General features: G+C 66.7%; 19 protein-coding genes. 8 read left to right on the top strand and 11 right to left on the bottom strand.

The window, feature by feature from the left end:
• Positions 1 to 3: 3 nt before the first annotated feature.
• The 5 genes from RJ1_RS01960 to RJ1_RS01940 are packed head-to-tail and all read left to right on the top strand — an operon-like array spanning position 4 to position 4,540.
• Positions 4 to 984, top strand: coding sequence for a Zn-ribbon domain-containing OB-fold protein (locus RJ1_RS01960; protein WP_073358213.1), 981 nt, complete (start codon positions 4 to 6; stop codon positions 982 to 984).
• A gap of 12 nt (positions 985 to 996) precedes the next feature.
• Positions 997 to 2,061, top strand: coding sequence for a thiolase family protein (locus tag RJ1_RS01955; protein ID WP_073358212.1), 1,065 nt, complete (start codon positions 997 to 999; stop codon positions 2,059 to 2,061).
• Positions 2,061 to 3,236 (top strand): thiolase family protein, encoded by a 1,176-nt coding sequence (locus RJ1_RS01950; protein WP_073358211.1) that lies wholly within the window; start codon positions 2,061 to 2,063, stop codon positions 3,234 to 3,236. The genes RJ1_RS01955 and RJ1_RS01950 overlap by 1 nt, the downstream gene beginning before the upstream one ends.
• Positions 3,237 to 3,252: 16 nt before the next feature.
• Positions 3,253 to 4,116 (top strand): TIGR03619 family F420-dependent LLM class oxidoreductase, encoded by an 864-nt coding sequence (locus tag RJ1_RS01945; RefSeq protein WP_073358210.1) that lies wholly within the window; start codon positions 3,253 to 3,255, stop codon positions 4,114 to 4,116.
• A 10-nt stretch (positions 4,117 to 4,126) separates the two neighbouring features.
• Complete coding sequence (locus tag RJ1_RS01940) at positions 4,127 to 4,540, top strand: nuclear transport factor 2 family protein (protein WP_015888542.1); 414 nt, start codon at positions 4,127 to 4,129, stop codon at positions 4,538 to 4,540.
• Positions 4,541 to 4,550: 10 nt separating this feature from the next.
• Here the strand turns inward: RJ1_RS01940 and RJ1_RS01935 are convergent, their stop codons facing one another.
• The gene (locus tag RJ1_RS01935; RefSeq protein ID WP_073358209.1) at positions 4,551 to 5,804 is read right to left on the bottom strand and encodes an erythromycin esterase family protein; all 1,254 of its coding nucleotides are present in this window, start codon (positions 5,802 to 5,804) and stop codon (positions 4,551 to 4,553) included.
• Positions 5,805 to 5,892: 88 nt separating this feature from the next.
• Positions 5,893 to 7,149 (bottom strand): cytochrome P450, encoded by a 1,257-nt coding sequence (locus RJ1_RS01930; RefSeq protein ID WP_073358208.1) that lies wholly within the window; start codon positions 7,147 to 7,149, stop codon positions 5,893 to 5,895.
• A gap of 160 nt (positions 7,150 to 7,309) precedes the next feature.
• On the opposite strand from RJ1_RS01930, the gene RJ1_RS01925 reads away from it, so the two are divergent.
• The 3 genes from RJ1_RS01925 to RJ1_RS01915 all read left to right on the top strand — a co-directional run bounded on the left by RJ1_RS01925 (position 7,310) and on the right by RJ1_RS01915 (position 9,753).
• Complete coding sequence (locus RJ1_RS01925) at positions 7,310 to 8,473, top strand: steroid 3-ketoacyl-CoA thiolase (protein ID WP_073358207.1); 1,164 nt, start codon at positions 7,310 to 7,312, stop codon at positions 8,471 to 8,473.
• A 9-nt stretch (positions 8,474 to 8,482) separates the two neighbouring features.
• The gene (locus RJ1_RS01920; RefSeq protein WP_073358206.1) at positions 8,483 to 8,968 is read left to right on the top strand and encodes a nitroreductase family deazaflavin-dependent oxidoreductase; all 486 of its coding nucleotides are present in this window, start codon (positions 8,483 to 8,485) and stop codon (positions 8,966 to 8,968) included.
• Positions 8,969 to 9,087: 119 nt separating this feature from the next.
• Positions 9,088 to 9,753 (top strand): GNAT family N-acetyltransferase, encoded by a 666-nt coding sequence (locus tag RJ1_RS01915; RefSeq protein ID WP_073358205.1) that lies wholly within the window; start codon positions 9,088 to 9,090, stop codon positions 9,751 to 9,753.
• Positions 9,754 to 9,796: 43 nt separating this feature from the next.
• Here the strand turns inward: RJ1_RS01915 and RJ1_RS01910 are convergent, their stop codons facing one another.
• The 9 genes from RJ1_RS01910 to RJ1_RS01870 form a co-directional block, all read right to left on the bottom strand.
• Entirely contained in the window at positions 9,797 to 11,407 is a 1,611-nt protein-coding gene (locus tag RJ1_RS01910) for an acyl-CoA synthetase (RefSeq protein WP_073358204.1), read from the bottom strand.
• A 15-nt stretch (positions 11,408 to 11,422) separates the two neighbouring features.
• A complete protein-coding gene (locus RJ1_RS01905; RefSeq protein ID WP_073358203.1) occupies positions 11,423 to 12,679 on the bottom strand; it encodes a hypothetical protein in 1,257 nt (418 codons plus the stop codon).
• Entirely contained in the window at positions 12,673 to 13,221 is a 549-nt protein-coding gene (locus tag RJ1_RS01900; protein WP_073358202.1) for a nuclear transport factor 2 family protein, read from the bottom strand. Before RJ1_RS01900 ends, RJ1_RS01905 begins: the two co-directional genes overlap by 7 nt.
• Entirely contained in the window at positions 13,221 to 13,436 is a 216-nt protein-coding gene (locus tag RJ1_RS01895) for a ferredoxin (protein ID WP_073358201.1), read from the bottom strand. The genes RJ1_RS01900 and RJ1_RS01895 overlap by 1 nt, the downstream gene beginning before the upstream one ends.
• Positions 13,436 to 14,788 carry a lanosterol 14-alpha demethylase gene (gene cyp51 / locus RJ1_RS01890; protein WP_073358200.1) on the bottom strand — a complete coding sequence of 451 codons (1,353 nt, stop codon included), beginning with the start codon at positions 14,786 to 14,788 and terminating at the stop codon, positions 13,436 to 13,438. Before cyp51 ends, RJ1_RS01895 begins: the two co-directional genes overlap by 1 nt.
• Positions 14,785 to 15,570, bottom strand: coding sequence for an SDR family oxidoreductase (locus tag RJ1_RS01885; RefSeq protein ID WP_073358199.1), 786 nt, complete (start codon positions 15,568 to 15,570; stop codon positions 14,785 to 14,787). Before RJ1_RS01885 ends, cyp51 begins: the two co-directional genes overlap by 4 nt.
• Entirely contained in the window at positions 15,563 to 16,789 is a 1,227-nt protein-coding gene (locus RJ1_RS01880; protein ID WP_073358198.1) for a cytochrome P450, read from the bottom strand. The genes RJ1_RS01885 and RJ1_RS01880 overlap by 8 nt, the downstream gene beginning before the upstream one ends.
• A 5-nt stretch (positions 16,790 to 16,794) precedes the next feature.
• Positions 16,795 to 17,358 carry a TetR/AcrR family transcriptional regulator gene (locus tag RJ1_RS01875; protein WP_073358197.1) on the bottom strand — a complete coding sequence of 188 codons (564 nt, stop codon included), beginning with the start codon at positions 17,356 to 17,358 and terminating at the stop codon, positions 16,795 to 16,797.
• Positions 17,359 to 17,421: 63 nt separating this feature from the next.
• Positions 17,422 to 18,639, bottom strand: a complete 1,218-nt coding sequence (locus RJ1_RS01870; protein ID WP_073358196.1) for a cytochrome P450 — start codon at positions 18,637 to 18,639, stop codon at positions 17,422 to 17,424.
• Positions 18,640 to 18,645: the final 6 nt, after the last annotated feature.

Here is an 18,645-nt window from a genome sequence, read left to right as displayed (position 1 = left end):
AGCATGGGAAAGAGCGCAGTGGCCGAAAAATTCTCGAACAAACCGTTGAGCGCCCCGCTGAAACTTCAATTCGACTACACCCGGTCGGTGGGTCCGACCATCGGAGCCTTCGTGACCGCGCTGCGCGACCGCAAGGTCATCGGCGCCCGCGGCTCGGACGGACGCGTCTACGTTCCACCGCCCGAATTCGACCCGAACACCGCCGAACCCCTCACCGACTTCGTCGGGGTGTCCGACGCCGGGACCGTGGTGAGCTGGACGTGGATGCCGGAACCGATTGCCGGACAGCCACTCACCACCCCCTTCGCGTGGGCCCTGATCAAGCTGGACGGCGCCGACACGTCCCTGGTTCACGCCGTGGACGTGCCGTCCCCCGCCGGGATGAGCACGGGTATGCGGGTCCGGGCGCGATGGGCGGAGGAGCGCGTCGGGCGCATCCAGGACATCGTGTGCTTCGAGCCCGGGGAGTCGACCAACGAACCCGAGCCGTCGACGGAGTCGGAACCGGTCACGATGGTCACGACGCCGATCGACCTCGACTACATGCATTCCGCCTCCGCCGAGGAGAGCTACTACCTCCGAGGGTTGAAGGCGGGCAAGCTGATCGGCGGGCGCACCGGACCGGACGGCAAGGTGTACATCCCGCCGCGCAGCGCGAACCCCACCGACGGCATCCCGACGAAGGAGCAGGTGGAACTGCCGGACAGGGGCATCGTCACCACGTTCTGCATCGTCAACGTCCCGTTCCTCGGACAGCGGATCAAGCCGCCGTACGTCGCCGCCTATGTGCTGCTCGACGGCGCGGACATCGCGTTCCTGCATCTGATCCTCGACTGCGACGCCGCCGACGTGCGGATGGGTATGCGCGTGGAGGCCAAGTGGAAGCCCCGCGAGGAGTGGGACTACACCCTCGAGAACATCGAGTACTTCAGGCCGACGGGTGAGCCCGACGCCGAGTACGACACCTTCAAACACCACCTGTAAGGGCGCGGCACAATGACAGATATCGCAGTCGTCGGGTTCGCGCACGCACCACACGTGCGCGAGACCTCCGGCACCACCAACGGCGTCGAGATGCTGGTTCCCTGCTTCCAGCAACTGTACGAGGAGCTCGGGATCACCAAGTCCGACATCGGTTTCTGGTGTTCCGGGTCCTCGGACTACCTGGCGGGCCGTTCGTTCTCCTTCATCTCCGCCGTCGACTCGATCGGCGCGGTGCCGCCGATCAACGAGTCGCACGTCGAGATGGATGCCGCCTGGGCGTTCTACGAGGCCTGGATCAAGATCATGACCGGCGAGGTCGATACCGCGCTGGTCTACGGCTTCGGCAAGTCGTCGGCGGGCAACCTCCGCAAGATCCTTTCGATGCAACTGGACCCCTATCTCGTCACCCCGCTCGCCCTGGACTCGGTGTCGCTCGCCGGACTGCAGGCCCGAATCGGGCTGGACGCCGGGAAGTGGACGTCCGAGGAGATGGCGGCCGTGGCCGCCCGCAGCCGGGCCGCGGCGGAGAGCAATCCGAACACTCAGCTGTCGGGACACGTGGACATCAACGAATTGCTGGCCAGCCCGTTCGTCGCGGACCCGCTGCGCGCCCACGACTGCGCGCCGATCACGGACGGCGCCGCCGCCGTGGTTCTCGCGTCCGGCGACCGTGCGCGTGAACTCTGCGGGCGGCCGGCGTGGATCACCGGCATCGAGCATCGCATCGATTCGCCCAACTTCGGCGCCCGCGACCTGACGGTATCACCGTCGACGACGGCGTCCGCCCGCGCCGCCACCGGAGGGGACGTCGGCGGAATCGACGTAGCCGAACTGCACGGACCGTTCACCCATCAGGAACTGATCCTGCGCGAGGCCATCGGACTGTCCGATGCGACGACGATCAACCCCTCGGGTGGCCCGCTGAGCGGGAACCCGATGTTCGCCGCGGGTCTGGAACGCATAGGTTACGCAGCCAAGGCCATCATGGACGGCAACGCCGGGCGCACGCTGGCGCACGCCACGAGTGGTGCTGTGCTGCAACAGAATCTGGTCGCAGTCTTGGAGGGACGCAACTGATGGCGAATCAATTGGCCGCCGTACTGGGCACCGGTCAGACCCATTACGTGGCGAAACGGCACGACGTGTCCATGGCCGGGTTGGTGCGCGAGGCGATCGACCGCGCCATGGAAGACGCGCGGGTGGGCTGGGACGACATCGACGCGGTCGTGATCGGGAAGGCCCCCGACCTGTTCGAGGGGTCGATGATGCCGGAACTTGCGATGTCCGACGCGCTCGGCGCCAACGGCAAACCGCTGCTGCGCGTGCACACCGCAGGTTCGGTCGGTGGATCGACCGCGGTGGTGGCGTCGAGCCTCGTGAAGTCCGGCGTGCACAAGCGGGTTCTGACGGTGGCGTGGGAGAAGCAGTCCGAGTCGAACGCCATGTGGGCGCTGTCCACCCCCATCCCGTTCCACATGCCGGTCGGCGCAGGCGCGGGCGGATACTTCGCCCCGCACGTCCGCTCCTACATCCGGCGGTCCGGGGCACCCGACCACATCGGTGCGATGGTGGCGGTGAAGGACCGGCTGAACGGCAGCCTCAACCCGTACGCCCACCTCAAGCAGCCCGACATCACCCTCGAATCCGTCCAGGCCTCGCAGATGTTGTGGGACCCCATCCGCTACGACGAGACCTGTCCGTCCTCGGACGGCGCCTGCGCGATGGTGATCGGCAACGAGGAGGCCGCCGAGCAGGTCACCGCCGACGGTCGTGAGGTCGCGTGGATTCATGCCACCGCGATGCGCACCGAACCCACCACCTTCGCCGGACGCGACCAGGTGAATCCCCAGGCGGGCCGGGACGCCTCGGCCGCGTTGTGGAAGGCCGCCGGGATCAGGGATCCGCTCGACGAAATCGACGTGGCCGAAATCTACGTCCCCTTCTCCTGGTTCGAGCCGATGTGGCTCGAGAATCTGGGCTTCGTCGCGGAAGGTGAGGGCTGGAAGCTGACCGAGGCGGGCGAGACGGCCATCGGCGGCCGGCTTCCGCTCAACGCGTCCGGCGGGGTGCTGTCGTCCAATCCCATCGGTGCGTCGGGCATGATCCGATTCGCCGAGTCGGCGATGCAGGTGATGCACCGCGCCGGCGATCACCAGGTGAAGGACGCACGCAAGGCACTCGGCCACGCCTACGGCGGCGGTTCGCAGTACTTCTCGATGTGGGTGGTCGGATCCGACCGGCCGAACAACTAGTAGCGGGGAAATCACCATGAAGTTCACCGTCGGCATCGCCATGAATCCCCTCGACCAACTGCCTGCTCTCGCGAAAACAGCCGAGGAGTGCGGATTCTCGTCCATCGCACTCCCCGACTCGCTGTTCTTCATGGAGAAGCAGAGCGCCGACTATCCGTACACACCGGACGGCTCACGGATGTGGAACGAGGAGACGCCGTGGGTGGATCCGCTGATCGCGGCGGCCGCGATGGGTGCGGTGACGTCGAAGATCGAGTTCTACACCCAGGTCCTCAAACTGGGTTCCCGCAACCCGGTGCTCCTCGCTCGCCAGGTGGGATCGGTGGCCAACCTCATCGGTAACCGGTTCGGCTTCGGCGTCGGGATCGGCTGGGCACCCGAGGAATTCGAATGGTGCGGAGTGCCGTACGCGAAACGCGGCGCCCGCGTCGACGAGATGATCGACGTCATCAAGCTGATTCTCGCCGGCGGGATGGTCGAGTATCACGGTGAGTTCTACGACTTCGACCGCCTGCAGATGAGCCCGGCGCCGACGAAACCGGTGCCGTTCTACGTCGGCGGGCACACCGACGTCGCCCTGCGCCGCGCCGCGCGGGTGGGCGACGGCTGGACGTCCGCGATGATCAAGTTCGACGATCTCGTCCAGGTCATCGCTCGATTGCGGGAACTCCGGAAGGAATACGGCCGGGCCGATCTGCCGTACGAGATCCAGACCGTCTGCATCGACCGTTTCGGGAAGGACGGTTACGCCGAGTTGGCGGGTGCCGGGGTGACCGACACGATCGTGGTCCCGTGGGTGTTCGACGGCATCGGCTTCGACGGACCACTCGAGGCCAAGCAGGATTCGCTGCGCACGTTCGCCGACCAGTACATCGGATAGGGGTGTGGACATGACGACGACCGACCATCCCGCCCGCCTCGCCGGGCAGGCGTCCCGAGAGGCGGCCAGCGGCAGGCGCAAGGACGAGTGGCTGGCCCTGTTCGCCGAGGACGCCTGCGTGGAAGATCCCGTCGGCCCTTCGGGTTTCGACCCCGAAGGCAAGGGTCACCACGGCCTCGACGCGATCTCCCGGTTCTACGACATGACGATCGCGACCACCGAATCGCTCGAGTTCCTCATCACCGATTCACTGGTCTGCGGCAACGAGAACGTGAACATCGGGACCATCCGGTCCACGGTGGCGGGATCGCAGATCGACGCCGAGGGCGTGTTCGTCTACCGAGTGAACGACGAGGGCAAGATCACGTCGCTGCGGGCCTTCTGGGAAGTCGAGCGGGCGATGAAGACCCTGCGCAAGGTCTGAGCGTTTCGGATCACCCGTCGGCATCGTCGATGCGCCGGACGAACAGGACGGCGTCGAGTTCGCCGAGGCCGGGGTCCAGCGGGAAGTACGTGGAGTTGCCCGACGCATCGGCACGCTTCTCCGTTCCTCCGATACTGCGCGCCACCGTCGCGGCCGGCACCAGACAGCTCTCCCCGACCGCGAAGAGCCCGTCCTCGAGGGTGCCGGGTGGCGGGGGTCCGATGCCGTGGCCCGGCGCCTCCCCGACGGCCGAACCGATGACCGTGTAGGCGTCGCCGAACCGCACGTCCAGGTGGGCGCCGGCGCACCACCAGCGCAGATGCAGTCCGGCGAGATCCCAGTGGGTTTCGCCCCTCAGCAGATGACCGTTGTGGGCGAAGACGAACGTCGGGCCCCGGTCGGCCTCCCTCTGCACCAGCGCGGACAGGTTGTCGGCCATGAGAGTGTCGCGGATTCCCAGGAGCCGGGCAATGCGGCGTGGGGAATTCTCTGCCATGCCGGCGTGATAGCCGAGCAGGCGCGTGGCGACGCGACCGTGAAGCTCGGCCTCCCACAAGTCGTCTCGCGCGCCTGCGGCCAGGAGGCGAGGCGCCTGCGCGGCGAGCAGGGTCCGGAGGTCGTCGGCGATGAGACGCAACTCGACGGCCTCGGGGGTGGCACCGACGGCCTGGGTCGGGTCCATGGCGACGGCCGGGTTGCTCCAGCGGCCGTCGTCGCCGATCAGTGCGGAGATCCGGTCCGGAGTGCAGGGCAGATCCTGCTCGTCGAGGTGGGACCGCAGGTAGGTGTCGACGAAGATCAGGGCCTGCCGGGGACTGTCGGCGGACGTCATCTCGATGGGGGCGTCGAATCCGAAGAATCGGAGGTGATCCTCCGGCCCGCGTCGACGGTTGTACTCGGCCATCCACCGGACCAGGTCGCGATTGGCCCGGGACTCTCCGAATCCGTGACTGAAACCGTGGACCATGACGTGGTCGAGCGTGTGATCCGTCCCGCCGCGCACGAAGGCGTCGACGAGCAGCCCCTTCAGGCAACTGCTTTCGAGCGCGATGGACCGGTAGCCCTCGTGTTCGACGAGGTACTGGAACATCTGATTGCGCAGCCGGAGAAATACCTCCTCCCCGTGCATGGGCTCCCCGAAGCCGAGCAGGCGAGGTGCGGGGTCGCGGCGCCGAAGGAACGCGCCCAGGGCCGCGGTCACGGCCGGGTCTCCCGGCGCCGGGAAACCGGCACCCAGGTCGTGGACGGTGGACTGCAATGTCATGATCTGCTCCCACCCTTCCTCGGACCGAAGGAGAACAGCGGCGTCGGAGAGGATGAGGGTGCCCTCCGACGCCGCTGAATCAGGGGGGTCAGTGTCTGACCGGGCAACCGCCTGACGCAGTCTTGTAATCGACCTGAAACTCCTTGATACCGTTGAGCCAGCCCGAGCGCAACCGCCGCGGATCTCCCAGCTTACTGATATCGGGCAGGTGATCCGCAATCGCATTGAAGATCAGGTCGATCTCGAGTCGCGCGAGGTTGGCCCCGAGGCAGAAGTGGGCGCCGGTGCCGCCGAAGCCGACGTGCGGGTTGTTCTCCCGCATGATGTCGAACTTCTCCGGGTTCTCGAACGCGTCCTCGTCGAAATTGGCGGAGCCATAGAGCATTACGACTCGCTGCCCCTTCTTGATCTGCACTCCGCCGAGTTCGGTGTCTTCCAGTGCGGTGCGCTGGAACGAGTTGACAGGGGTCGCCCACCGGACGATCTCGTCGGCCGCCGTCTTGGGACGTTCCTTCTTGTAGAGCTCCCACTGATCGGGATGGTCCAGGAACGCCATCATGCCGTGTGTGATCGCATTGCGGGTGGTCTCGTTGCCGGCGACCGCCAGCAAGATCACGAAGAAGCCGAATTCCTCGGGAGAAAGCTCATTTCCATCGATGTCCGCTTCGATCAGCGTCGTGACGATGTCTTCGGCGGGGCACTTCTTGCGCTCGTCCGCCATCTGATACGCGTAGCCGAGGATCTCCATCGACGCGGCCTGCGGATCGATGTCCAGTTCGGGGTCGTCGTAGCCCGTCATCTGGTTCGACCAGTCGAACACTTTCAGGCGATCTTCCTGCGGCACACCCAGCAGTTCGGCGATCGCCTGCAGCGGAAGTTCACACGCCACCTGGGTGACGAAGTCGCCGGCACCCGATTCGGCGGCGGCCTTCACGATCTTCTCGGCGCGCTCGGTGAGTTCTTCGCGCAGGCTGTTGATCGCACGGGGCGTGAAGCCGCGGGAGACGAGTTTGCGGAGCTTGGTGTGCTCGGGAGCGTCCTTGTTGATGAGGATGAAGCGCTGCATCTCGATGTTCTCGCGCGGAATGTCGTCGGCGAAGCGCACGATCGCGGTGTTCTCGTGTGTGGAGAAGACGTCGCTGCGCCGCGACACCTCCTTGACGTCCTCGAGCTTGCTGACGACCCAGTAGCCGTCGTCGTGGAAGCCACCGATCTCCGGCGGCTGCGGGTTCCACCAGATCGGCGCAGTCTTCCGCAGTTCGGCGAACTCCTGATAGGGGATGCGCTCTGCGTAGATGTCCGGGTCGGTGAAGTCGAAACCCTCTGGAAGATTGGGCTGCGCCACTGCTGTCTCCTGCCCTAAGCCATACACCACTCAGTGATGTGGAACACGTTCTACTAGCATTGAAGCACAAGCCGGGCGACTAGCAAAGGAAAGCTCATTCAGACCTTGCCCGGATGGCAGAACCTGTTCTATTTTCTGAGAACAAGGAAAGGAGCCCACCGTGGGCACACCCGTAATCGTCGAGGCCGTACGCACCCCGATCGGAAAGCGCGGTGGCTGGCTGTCCGGATTGCACGCCGCCGAGATTCTCGGCGCCGCTCAGCGGGGCATCCTCGACCGCGCCGGCATCGACCCCGAACTGGTGGAGCAGGTGATCGGCGGCTGCGTCACCCAGGCCGGTGCGCAGTCGAACAACATCACCCGGACGGCGTGGCTGCATGCCGGGCTGCCCTGGCAGGTCGGCGCCACCACGATCGACTGCCAGTGCGGTTCCGCCCAGCAGGCCAACCACCTGATCGCGGGGTTGATCGCCACCGACGCCATCGACGTCGGAATCGCCTGCGGCATCGAGGCGATGAGCCAGGTACCGCTCGGTGCGAACGTCGGTGAGAACGCCGGGCCGCGACGGCCGGCCGACTGGGACATCGACATGCCCAACCAGTTCGAGGCCGCGGAGCGGATCGCCCGTCGCCGCGGAATCACCCGCGCCGACGTCGAGGCGCTCGGGGTGCGTTCGCAGGCCCGCGCCAAGCAGGCCTGGGACGAGGGCCGATTCGACCGGGAAGTGCTGAAGGTGACCGCGCCCGTCGTGGACAAGGACGGCAACCTCACCGGCGAAACGCAGGTCGTCAGCCGAGATCAGGGTCTGCGCGACACCACCGCGGAATCGCTCGCCAAGCTGAAGCCCGTGCTCGAGGGCGGCATCCACACGGCGGGCACGTCGTCGCAGATCTCCGACGGCGCCGCCGCCGTGATGCTGATGGACGAGGCCCGGGCACGCGCTCTCGGTCTGACACCGCGGGCCCGGATCATCTCCCAGGCGCTCGTCGGCTCCGAACCCGAGTTCCACCTCGACGGACCCGTCCAGGCCACGGCACGCGTCCTCGAACGCAGCGGCATGAAGATCGGCGACCTCGACCTGTTCGAGGTGAACGAGGCCTTCGCGTCGGTGCTGCTGTCGTGGGCGTCGGTGCACGAACCCGACATGGATCGGGTCAACGTCAACGGCGGTGCGCTCGCACTCGGCCATCCCGTGGGCAGCACCGGGTCTCGTCTCATCACCACCGCGCTGCACGAACTCGAACGCACCGACGGGTCGACGGCACTGATCACGATGTGCGCGGGCGGCGCGCTCGCCACCGGCACCATCATCGAGCGGATCTAGGATCCGCTGATGAATGCGCCCACCGCCGCCCGACCGCCCGGCCTCGACTCGAAGTGGACCGTCTCCTTCATCAAGTGGATGTCCAGGATCAACGTCGTGCTGTACCGGCGGACGAGTGGCCTGCTGGGCAGCAAGTGGCGGGTGGGTAGCGCCTTTCCTCGCGGCTTGCCCGTCTGCCTGCTCACCACCACCGGCCGCAAGAGCGGCGAACCGCGAATCAGCCCGCTGTTGTTCCTCGAGGACGGCGACCGCATCGTCCTCGTCGCCTCGCAGGGCGGCCTCCCGAAGCACCCCATGTGGTACCTGAACCTGCGCGCGAATCCCGAGGTGACCGTTCAGGTGAAGTCGCGGGTCCGGCCGATGACCGCCCACGTGGCGGATGCCGAGGAACGCGCGCAGCTGTGGCCGCGGCTCGTCGACATGTACGCCGACTTCGACAACTACCAGGCCTGGACCGACCGGACGATCCCCGTCGTCGTCTGCAGCCCCCGATAGCACTGCCGTCCCCGACAGCACTGTATGTACCGCCGGGTAACGGGTGCCATGTCGGAGGACTTCTTGCAGTATTGACGCGTACGGACTTGTAGGACGGCCGAGGGCGAGGAATTGCAGACATGAGTACACAGGTTCAAGATCGGATACACGACCGTCGCGAGCTCACCGCGGTCCTGCTGCGCGCACTCGAGCAGCGCCACGAGGTTCTCGACGCCATCGTCGACAGCGAGGACCACGCCGAGGCCCTCACCACTGTCGCCGGACTCCTCGACACCACCGAGGCGTACGCGGAGGCCGTCCTCAACCTGACGTTCCGGCGGCTCACCAAGGTCGAGCGGCTGCGCATCCAGACCGAACTGAAAGACCTCGACGCCACGCTGGAGTGGACCGCGAGCGATCGGCCGGCGAGCACTGGCCGGAACTTCCGCCTCCGCCCGTTCACGCAGACCGAGGAGGACGCCGAACTGTTCCGGCGCCGCTGCGTCGAGCAGATCGACGACGCGGGCGCGCAGTGGTCCGAGGATCGGGTCGAGCAGGAGCGCACCGAAGGCCTGAGCCGTGTAGACGACGAGTCCGCGGCGTGGTTCGTGTGTGAGGACACCGAGGCGAACACGGCCGTCGGGATGGTGTTCGGCGAGCTGTCCGGGCGCGAGGTGGACGTCGCGATCTGGATCGACCCCGGCGCCCGGAAGAAGGGCTACGGCACCGCCGCCGTGAAGCACAGCCGTCAGGAGCTGGCCGCGGAGTTCCCGGGAACGGTCCTGGTCGTCCGCGCTCCCGCCTGACCCGCACGTGAGTGGCAATGTGTGCTCCCGCACACATTGCCACTCACGTGCGGTGGTCGGGGTCGCGCTGCTTGGTGACGCCCTGGGCCCACCGGTAGTCGGGTTTGCCGCTGGGTGTGCGCTGGACGGTCTGCTCCACCCACACGAGACGCGGAATCTTGTAGCCGGCCAGGCTCTGCCGCACGTGTTCCTCGAGCCCGGCGAAGTCGACGCCCCGGCCGTCTCGCGCCTGCACGACCGCGGAGACACGGTGCCCCCACCGTTCGTCGGGCACGCCGACGACGATGGCGTCGTACACGTCGCGGTAGGCCTTCACGGCGCTCTCGACCTCTTCGGCGAACACCTTCTCGCCGCCGGTGTTGATCACCATGTTGCCGCGGCCGAGCAGGGTGATCGACCCGTCGGCCTCGATCCGCCCGCGGTCGCCGGTGACGACGACGGTCCGCCCGTCGACCTCCCGGAAGATCTCCCGGGTCTTCTCCGGGTCGTTGTAGTAGCCGACGGGGACGTATCCGCCTTTCGCGAACCAGCCGTCCTTCCCGGAGCCCGGCTCGACGGGAACGTCGTTCTCGTCGATCACCAGGGTGTAGCGTCCGGCGGGCACCCGGGGCCCGCCCACCTGTTTCTCCCCCTTGGTCGCGAAACCGATTCCGCCGAAGCCTGTTTCGGAGGCGCCGATGGAGTCGGAGACCAGCAGTCCCGGGAATGCCTCGAGGAACGCGTCCTTGATCACCGGCGAGAACAACGCCGCCCCGGAGGCGACGACACCGAGGCTCGACGTGTCGGTGCGCGAGGATTGATGCGCCTCGATCAGCGGCCGCCCCATCGCGTCGCCGGTGATGATGAGGATCTGCACCCTGTGCCGTTCGACCAACTCCCACGTCCGGTGGGCATCGAACTTCGATTGCAGCAGCACAGTGTTTCCGCTGAACAGCGCGGTGAACGTCGGCATCATCGCGGCCGCGTGGATCAGCGGCGGCAGCGCGAACCACAGCGTCGGGTCTGCCTGCGACCCGACCCGCGACTGCTGGTATTCGTCCTCGATCGCGTCACCGGTGTAGAAGTCGAGACCGCCCGCGAGGACGCGCCAAATCGCCTCGTGCGTCCACACCACCCCTTTGGGGCGTCCGGTGGTGCCGCCGGTGTACATGATGAACAGGTCTTCGGAGCTGCGTTCGACGAAGTTCCGGTCTCCGCTGCCGGACAGCGCCTCCTCGTACGGCACCGAGTCGCTGGGCAGACCGGCGCCGCCGAGATCGTCCTCGACGACGACGGTGTGCCGGATCCTCGGCAGCGACGGCAGCACCTCCGCGATTCGCGGGGCGTAGACCCGATGGTGGACGACGGCGTCGAGTTCGGCGTTGCCGTACACGTAGGCGAGTTCGTCGCTGGTGTAGCGGTAGTTGATGTTGATGGGGACCGCGCGAATCTTGTACGCCGCCAGCAACGTCTCCATGGTCTCGATGGAGTTGTGCAGGTGCACGCCGATGTGGGAGCCGGTGGTCAGCCCCACGTCCTGGAAGTGGTGGGCCAGCCTGTTGGCCCGGTCTTCCAGTTCCCGGTAGGTGACACGACGGGCGCCGCAGATCAGTGCCACCCGCTCCGGCATCGTGTCGACGGAGTGCTCGAAGAGGTCTGCAAGGTTGTAGGCCACGGTGGGCGTCCTCTCTCAGACGACTGTGAGTGGTAGGGGTATTCCTCGGTCGGTGAACGCGAAGTCGGCTCCGGTGCTGAACCGGGTGAGCGCGACCTCGGGTGCCTCCTTCGCGGGCGGTTCACCGGTGACGACCTCCACGGTGAGTGCCGTGTCCGTCTCCTCGACCACCTGGACGGCGAACTTCGGCGACACTCCCCGGACGAGAGCGTTCAACGGCGCGAGGTGCTCGCCGTCGATCATGGTCGGCCACGCCCCGTCCTCGCCGGCTCCGCAGTCGCGTCCGAGTGTGAGCAGGAGGCGGTCGTCGAGGGAGAGCGTGACGTCCACGTACTGCCGGGGATTGAATACCGGGTGGACGGCGAGGACGGCGGCCAGGCCCTCCAGATCCGCAGGTAGCCCGAGTGCGTTCCGGATCCGCTCCGACGTGAGTCCCGCGATGCCGGTGAGTTGCTTGCGGGCGATGTCGAGGGCTGCCTCGTCGTCGGTGCGTGCGCGCACCGCCAGCAGGAAGCCGAGGGTCAGCAGATGCTGCTGCACGCACACTTCCTCCGCCATCCGGGTGAGGGCCGAGTGGGAGAAGTCCGCGAACCGCAGGTCATCGAGGAGTGCGCCCGCGTAGTCGTGTTTTCCCGGCCCGCCGGTGTCGATCGGCGACAACTCCACCGTCGCCGCCCGCGACCGCCCCAACGTCACCAATCCTTCCGGAACCGGGGGTGGCAGGTTTGTGTCGTCGATGGTGACCGTCCACAGGCAGTGCGGGGTCCGGTCCGCGGGCCGTCGGGGCGGACGGTGCACCGGGCGCACCTGCGCGTGCGGGTTGGTGGCCAGGGCGGTCGCATCGAACGTCGGGTCCTCGATGTCATGGCACATGGCCGTCACGTACTCGTCGCCCATCGGTTCGACATCCATCAGCGCGCCGCAGTGATCGAGCCAGAATTCGCCGTGATCGTGATCGGTGACGCGGTACCGGAAGTCCATGAACTGGGGTGGCGCGCCGATGTCGAGTTGCAGACCCTTGAAGATCGTCACGACGCCGTCACCCTCGAAACCCAGGGCCCGCTGCATCCGCCTCGTGTAGAGCGGGCTCGACGCCATCCACTCCTCGATCGCGACCTGCGTCATCCCCTCGCGTCCGAACGCGCCGATCAGGTGCGGCATCCCGGAGCGGTCGATCAGATGCCCGCACAGGAGCAGTTCCGGAACGAGAATCGCGAGATCCTCGCGGGACAGATCGGCGAACGACACCGGGACCTTCACGGGGCTCACCACAACGAGACCGGGGCCTGCCCGACGGTATACCACCCCGGCAACCGGCCGGACGTCGCGCGCTGGATCCGCGCGTTCATGCCGTCGGACATGGCGTTGTTCGTGATCATCTCGAGGAACAGGCTCGAGACGTTGCCGAAGTCGAAGAAGTCACGCTGCCAGGACCATTGGAAGTTGCCGCCGTACCGGAACCAGCTGCCACCGATCCCGGTGACCTGATAGTGCGTGCCGTCGTCTCGGGTGCGTTCGGACACCTGCTTCCAGAATCCGATGACGTCGCCGCTGCGATCGTCGACGACGAACTGCTGGTACGGATACTCCCAGCCCTCGAGGCCCTCCATTTCCTGCCCCAGCGCCAGGTCGCGGATCTCGTCCCGGCCGACGGCCATGAAGTCGTCTTTCGGTCCGTAATTCCACCCGTAGGTGGCGTCCTCGGTGTACATCTCGGCGAGCGACTTCCAGTCGCCGAGCGACTCGCACCGCTTGTTCTCGTCCACCCAGCGCTGCACCATCTCATCGAGTTCCGCACGATCGAACTGCACCATCAGCTATCTCCTTCAGAGTCGTTGTCCGCGAGGATCCGCAGGGCCTGGGTGGGGCAGAAGCGCACGGCGCTCTCCACCTCGGCGCGCAGGTTCTCGAGTGGGTCGGTGTCGAGGATCTCGACCTTGCCGTGTTTCGGGACGGCGAAGACGTCCGGTGCCTCCATCTCGCACACGGCGTGACCCTGACACAGGTCGAGGTCGGCTTCGACTTTCATCACGTGCTTCGCTTCCGGTACCTCACGGTGCATGGCTGCTGCAGCTGCACCACCATCTTGCTGTGATCGTTGCGGTACGTCTCGGACGGTTGCGCCATCTCGAATTCCCAGTCCTGCAGGAGAATCGAGAAGATCGCCTTCAACTGCATCAGCGCGAACGCGGCCCCGACGCAGCGGTGCCGGCCGGCGCCGAACGGAATCCACGTCCACCGGTTGACGATGTCTTCCTGGTTGGGGTCGATATAGCGCTCGGGATCGAACGTGTCCGGGTTCGGGAAGTCCTCCGCGATCCGGTTGGAGATCGCCGGGGTGGCCGCCACGAGGTCGTTCTCGGCGATCCGGTAGCCACCGACCTCGAATTCGCCGCGCGCGACACGGAGCAGGATGATCAGCGGCGGGTGCAGCCGCAACGTCTCCTTCAGTACCGCTTCGAGTTTCGGGATCTGACGGAGCGCACCGAAACTGATGTCGGAACCGTCCGAATACAGGTCGTCGAGTTCGGCGACCACCTGCTTGGCGTAGTCCGGGTGCCGGAGCAGTTCGATCAGGGTCCAGGCCGCGGTGCCGGACGTAGTGTGGTGCCCGGCGAACATCATCGAAATGAACATGCCGGTGATCTCGTCGGCGGTGAAGCGCTCGTTGCCGTCGTCGTCCTTGATCGAGACGAGCACGTCGAGCATGTCCCGATCCTCCTTGCCCTGAGGCGGGTTCGCGATGCGCCCGTTCATGATCTCCTGGACGAGGGCCACCAGCTGCACCCTCGCCTCGTCCCGCCGGCGGAAGCTCTCGATCGGGGCGTAGGCATCGACGTAGGCAATGGGATCGGTGCCCTGCTCCAGCTCGTGGTACAGGTGCGCGAACCGGCCGTCGAGTTGTTCCCGGAACTTCTTCCCGATCAGGCAGGCCGAGGACGTGTAGATGGTCAGCTCCGCGAAGAATTCGAGGAGATCGATCTCCCCCTCATCGCCCCACTGCGCCACCATCCGGTCGACCTCGTGGGCGATCGTCGCGGCATGGCCCTTCATCTGCTCGCCGCGCAGCGCCTGGTTGTGCAGCATCTCCTTGCGGCGCTCGGGGCTCGCGTCGAATACGACGCCCTCGCCGAAGATCGGTTTCATGAACGGGTAGGCGGCCTGCTGGTCGAGATCCTCGTCGGTGGAGCGGAAGAAGAATTCGTTGGCCTCGGCGCCGGACAGCAGCACCACCTTCTTGTCGGCGAGCTGGAAGACGCCGACGTTTCCGCATTCCTCCCGGACGCGGCGCATCAGCGCGATCGGGTCGGTACGCAGCTCGTCGAGGTGTCCGTGCTCGTGTTCGCCGCCGGACACCCGCTGCGGGGTTGCCAGGTTCATTCTCCCTCCTTTCGCAGGGGCGCCTCGGGCTGTACCTCGATCAGCACCATGTGTGCGCCGCGGGGCGCACTGACGGCAGCGACGACGGCGTCGGCGATCGCGGAGGCGCGCAGGAAGTACGAGTGCCGGGCGAATCCCCATTTCGCCCAGTCTTCGAGGACGGGTCCGATGACCTCCTCGGTGGTGTTCATCCCCATGGATGTCTGCGTCGGGCCCGGGCGCACGACCGACGCCCGGACGCCGGTACCTTCCAACTCCATTCGCATCTGCCGGCCCATCATTTCGACGCCGGACTTGGCGGCGTTGTAGGCGCCCATCCGCGGCCGGGGTGTGTCGGCGCAGTCGGATCCGATCAGGACGAAGTCTCCGCGCCGGCGTTCGATCATGCCGGGGAGGATGCGGTGCGCGAGACGCTGCGCGCCCACCAGATGGACGTTGACCTGAGCGAGGAACTGATCGGGGTCCATCTCGTGCGCGATGGAGAACTCCAGGTCGCCGGCTCCCGACAGCGCGATCTCGATGGGGCCCAGCGCTTTTTCCGCCGCGACGACGAACTCGTCGACGGAGGCGGTGTCGGTGACGTCGAGGTGGTGCGCGAACGCTTCTCCCCCGTTGCTGCGGATCTTCTCCGCGATCTCCTCGCACTCGGCCAGCCGGCGGGCCCCGAGCGCGACGGGATGACCGGCCTCGGCGAGCGCGTAGGCCGTCGCCGTGCCGATTCCCGAGGACGCCCCGGCGACGATCGAGGGTCGCCGCTGCGGGTTGGGCTCGAATCTAGGCATCGCGGACCTGCACTTTCATGGGGAGGGCGGCGAAACCTCGCACGTTGGTCGAATGGACCCGCACGCTGTTCGCCTCGTCGATGTCGTAGTCGTCGATGCGGGAGACGAGTTCGGTGAGGGCGATCCGCGCCTCGAGCCGCGCCATGTGGGCGCCGAGGCAGAAGTGGGTGCCGCCGCCGAAGCTCGCGAGCTTGTTGGAACTGTCCCGGCCGATCCGGTATTCGTCGGCGTCCTCGAACACCGCCGAGTCCCGGTTCGCGGAGCCGATGAGGATCAGCACCTTGTCGCCGGCGGGAATCGTCCGGTCGTGGAAGTGCAGGTCGACGGACGCCGTCCGCGCGACCATCTGACTGGACGTGTCGAAGCGCAGGGTTTCCTCCACCCACGCCGGCACCCGGCTTGCGTCGTCGAACACGTGCCGCGCCTCGTCGGGATAGCGGAAACCCCAGTACAACGCGTTGCCGAGAAGTTTGGTGGTGGTCTCGTTCCCCGCCACCACCATCAGGAACATGAAGGCGATGATCTCGTCGTCGGTGAGCCGGTCGCCGTCGATCTCCGCCTCGAGCAGGGCGGACGTGAGGTCCTCGGTCGGCTTCTTCCGCCGCTCGGCCAGCATGTCGGCGTAGTAGCCGACGAGGTAGAGCGACGCCTCCATCGCGGCGTGGGGCACGTCGAGGACGCCCTCCTCGCGGTGCACCACCAGGTCGGCGAGCCGCCGGAGTTCCCCGCGGTCGGCCTCCGGTACCCCCATCAGCTCGGAGATCACGTCCATCGGGAGCTTGCCGGCGAACTCGGCGATCCAGTCGAACTCGCCGGCCTCGAGAGCGGGGTCGAGGTACTGCCGAGTCAGGTCCACGATCCGCCCCTCGAGTTCGTTCACCCGCCTCGGCGTGAAGCCCCGCGACACCAACTGGCGCATCCGCATGTGCCGCGGATCGTCCAGTGCGAGAAAGGACATCGTCTTGTGGGCGTGCGGGCCGTAGGCCGCCGGGTCGAGCGACACCCCGTTCGCGCTCGACAGACGTTGGTTGTCGCGGAACGCCGCGACGACGTCCTCGTGCCGGGACAGCGCCCAGAAGTCGAGTTCCTCGTTGTAGTAGACCGGCGCTTCTTCCCGCAGTCTTCGATACGTGACGTACGGATCTTCGTGGAAGCCATAGTCGTACGGATTGAACGTCACCGGATTGTGTGACACCCCGGGCATCGAGGCTGCGGTCATGGCATCTACTCCAGAATCAGCTTGGCGGAAGTTTCGAGTCGATCGGCGAATTGTGCGTAGGACCCGTAGCCCATTCCCGCGCGGACCAGGCCGCCGGCGTACAGCAGCTCCAGCGCTTCGAGGACGTCGGGATCGTGGCCGTCTCCCAGCGCCGTGGCGAGGCGCTCACGGATCTCCAGGCCGATGCGGGCGCGGAGGTGCTCCACGTCGGGGTCGCGGCCGAGCAGCGCGTTGGTGACGGCGCCGGCGAGTTCGGGTTCGTCCGCCACCAGGAGAGCGATGTGGCGGAGTACGGCGACCACGCGTCCGGTGCGGTCGAGTCCGTCGTCTGCCGGTTGCGGCGGCGACGCGGCGAGGCGGCGCCAGAAGACCTCGGCGACGAGGTGCTCCTTCGAGGAGAAGTAGGTGTACGCGGTCGCCGGCGCGACACCGGCGATGCCGGCCACCGAGCGAACCGTGAGTCCCGCGAATCCCTCTTCACGCAGCACTTCGACTGCCGCCTTGGTGAGCCGGTCGACGGTGTCGGCCTGCTTCTCGGTCAGACGGCGGCGGGTGGACTCGAAATTCATACTACTGGACACGTGTCTGGACGCTACTACAGTTACCGGCGCCTGGCAATGAAAAGCGGGGTCTCACACCGTGTCGCGCGGGTGAATTCGCACGGGCATCGTCTTGATGCCACTGATGAAATTCGACCGCAGCCGGACGACCGGTCCGGTGGGCTCGACGTGGTCGATCCGCGCGGCGAGGGTTTCGAACAGGATTTTCAGCTCGAGACGCGCCAGGTGGGCGCCAAGGCAGAAATGCACCCCGCTGCCACCGAACGCGATCTGCGGGTTGGGACTCCGGCCGATGTCGAACCGATACGGTTCGTCGAACACGGCCTCGTCCCGATTGGCGCTCGGGTAGTAGATCACCACCTTGTCGCCGGCCCTGACGAGCTGGTCGCCGATGTACGCGTCCCGGACGGCGGTGCGGCGGAAGTCCATCACCGGGGTCACCCACCGCAGGATCTCCTCCACCGCGCGGGGCGCCAGCTCGGGCTCGGACTGCAGTCGCCGCCACTGATCGGGATGATCGATGAACGCCTGCATCCCACCGGCGGTCGCGTTGCGCGTCGTCTCGTTCCCCGCCACCACGAGCAGGACGAAGAACATGTTGAATTCCATCTCGGTGAGCGTGTCGCCGTTCTCATCCGGCTGCACGAGCTTGGTGACGATGTCGTCGCGCGGCTCGATGCGACGCTGCGCCGCAAGCTCGTTCGCGTACAGGAAGATCTCGGCAGCGGCCATCTCGCCGTCGGCCTGGGTGGTGCCATACTCCGGATCGTCGAAGCCGATCATCCGGTTCGACCAGTCGTACAGCTTGTCGACGTCCCCGGCAGGCGCACCCAGCAGCGCCGCGATGACCTCCAGCGGCAGCGGCGCCGCCGCTTCGGGGACGAAGTCGACGTCCCGGTCCTCGAGCAGCCGATCGACGATCCGGGTACAGATGTCGCGGATGTGGGTCTCGAGCACTTTGACTGTGCGCGGGGTGAATCCGCGGCTGACGAGCTGTCGCAGCCGGGTGTGGTCGGGAGGGTCGAGGTTCACGAGCATGGCAGCCTGCTTCGCGCGGGTCTGCTCGTCGAAATCGTCGATCTGGGTGGTGCCCACCGCCGACGAGAACGTCGCACTGTCGCGGGACACGGCGACGACGTCGGCATGCCTGGTCACCGCCCAGAACCCGGTGCCGTTCTCCTCGGGCTGCCAGTAGACGGGTTCACTCGCCCGCAGATGGTCGAAGAACGCGTAGGGCACCCCCTCCGCGAAGACGTCGGGGGATTTGAGATCAATCCGAGACGCGGTCATACACTG

This window comes from Rhodococcus jostii NBRC 16295, assembly GCF_001894825.1.
Lineage (GTDB): Bacteria > Actinomycetota > Actinomycetes > Mycobacteriales > Mycobacteriaceae > Rhodococcus_F > Rhodococcus_F jostii.
The sequence above is the reverse complement of the archived record's forward strand: the minus strand, read 5'-3'. Positions and strand labels throughout refer to the sequence as shown.

Coding starts and splice junctions, on each gene's coding strand:
- RJ1_RS01900 (WP_073358202.1), bottom strand. CDS start 13,221: ATGGTGCAGTTCGATCGTGCGGAACTCGATGAGATGGTGCAGCGCTGG.
- RJ1_RS01940 (WP_015888542.1), top strand. CDS start 4,127: ATGACGACGACCGACCATCCCGCCCGCCTCGCCGGGCAGGCGTCCCGA.
- RJ1_RS01920 (WP_073358206.1), top strand. CDS start 8,483: ATGAATGCGCCCACCGCCGCCCGACCGCCCGGCCTCGACTCGAAGTGG.
- RJ1_RS01955 (WP_073358212.1), top strand. CDS start 997: ATGACAGATATCGCAGTCGTCGGGTTCGCGCACGCACCACACGTGCGC.
- RJ1_RS01935 (WP_073358209.1), bottom strand. CDS start 5,804: ATGACATTGCAGTCCACCGTCCACGACCTGGGTGCCGGTTTCCCGGCG.
- RJ1_RS01870 (WP_073358196.1), bottom strand. CDS start 18,639: ATGACCGCGTCTCGGATTGATCTCAAATCCCCCGACGTCTTCGCGGAG.
- RJ1_RS01895 (WP_073358201.1), bottom strand. CDS start 13,436: ATGAAAGTCGAAGCCGACCTCGACCTGTGTCAGGGTCACGCCGTGTGC.
- RJ1_RS01950 (WP_073358211.1), top strand. CDS start 2,061: ATGGCGAATCAATTGGCCGCCGTACTGGGCACCGGTCAGACCCATTAC.
- RJ1_RS01945 (WP_073358210.1), top strand. CDS start 3,253: ATGAAGTTCACCGTCGGCATCGCCATGAATCCCCTCGACCAACTGCCT.
- cyp51 (WP_073358200.1), bottom strand. CDS start 14,788: ATGAACCTGGCAACCCCGCAGCGGGTGTCCGGCGGCGAACACGAGCAC.
- RJ1_RS01875 (WP_073358197.1), bottom strand. CDS start 17,358: ATGAATTTCGAGTCCACCCGCCGCCGTCTGACCGAGAAGCAGGCCGAC.
- RJ1_RS01880 (WP_073358198.1), bottom strand. CDS start 16,789: ATGACCGCAGCCTCGATGCCCGGGGTGTCACACAATCCGGTGACGTTC.
- RJ1_RS01885 (WP_073358199.1), bottom strand. CDS start 15,570: ATGCCTAGATTCGAGCCCAACCCGCAGCGGCGACCCTCGATCGTCGCC.
- RJ1_RS01915 (WP_073358205.1), top strand. CDS start 9,088: ATGAGTACACAGGTTCAAGATCGGATACACGACCGTCGCGAGCTCACC.
- RJ1_RS01960 (WP_073358213.1), top strand. CDS start 4: ATGGGAAAGAGCGCAGTGGCCGAAAAATTCTCGAACAAACCGTTGAGC.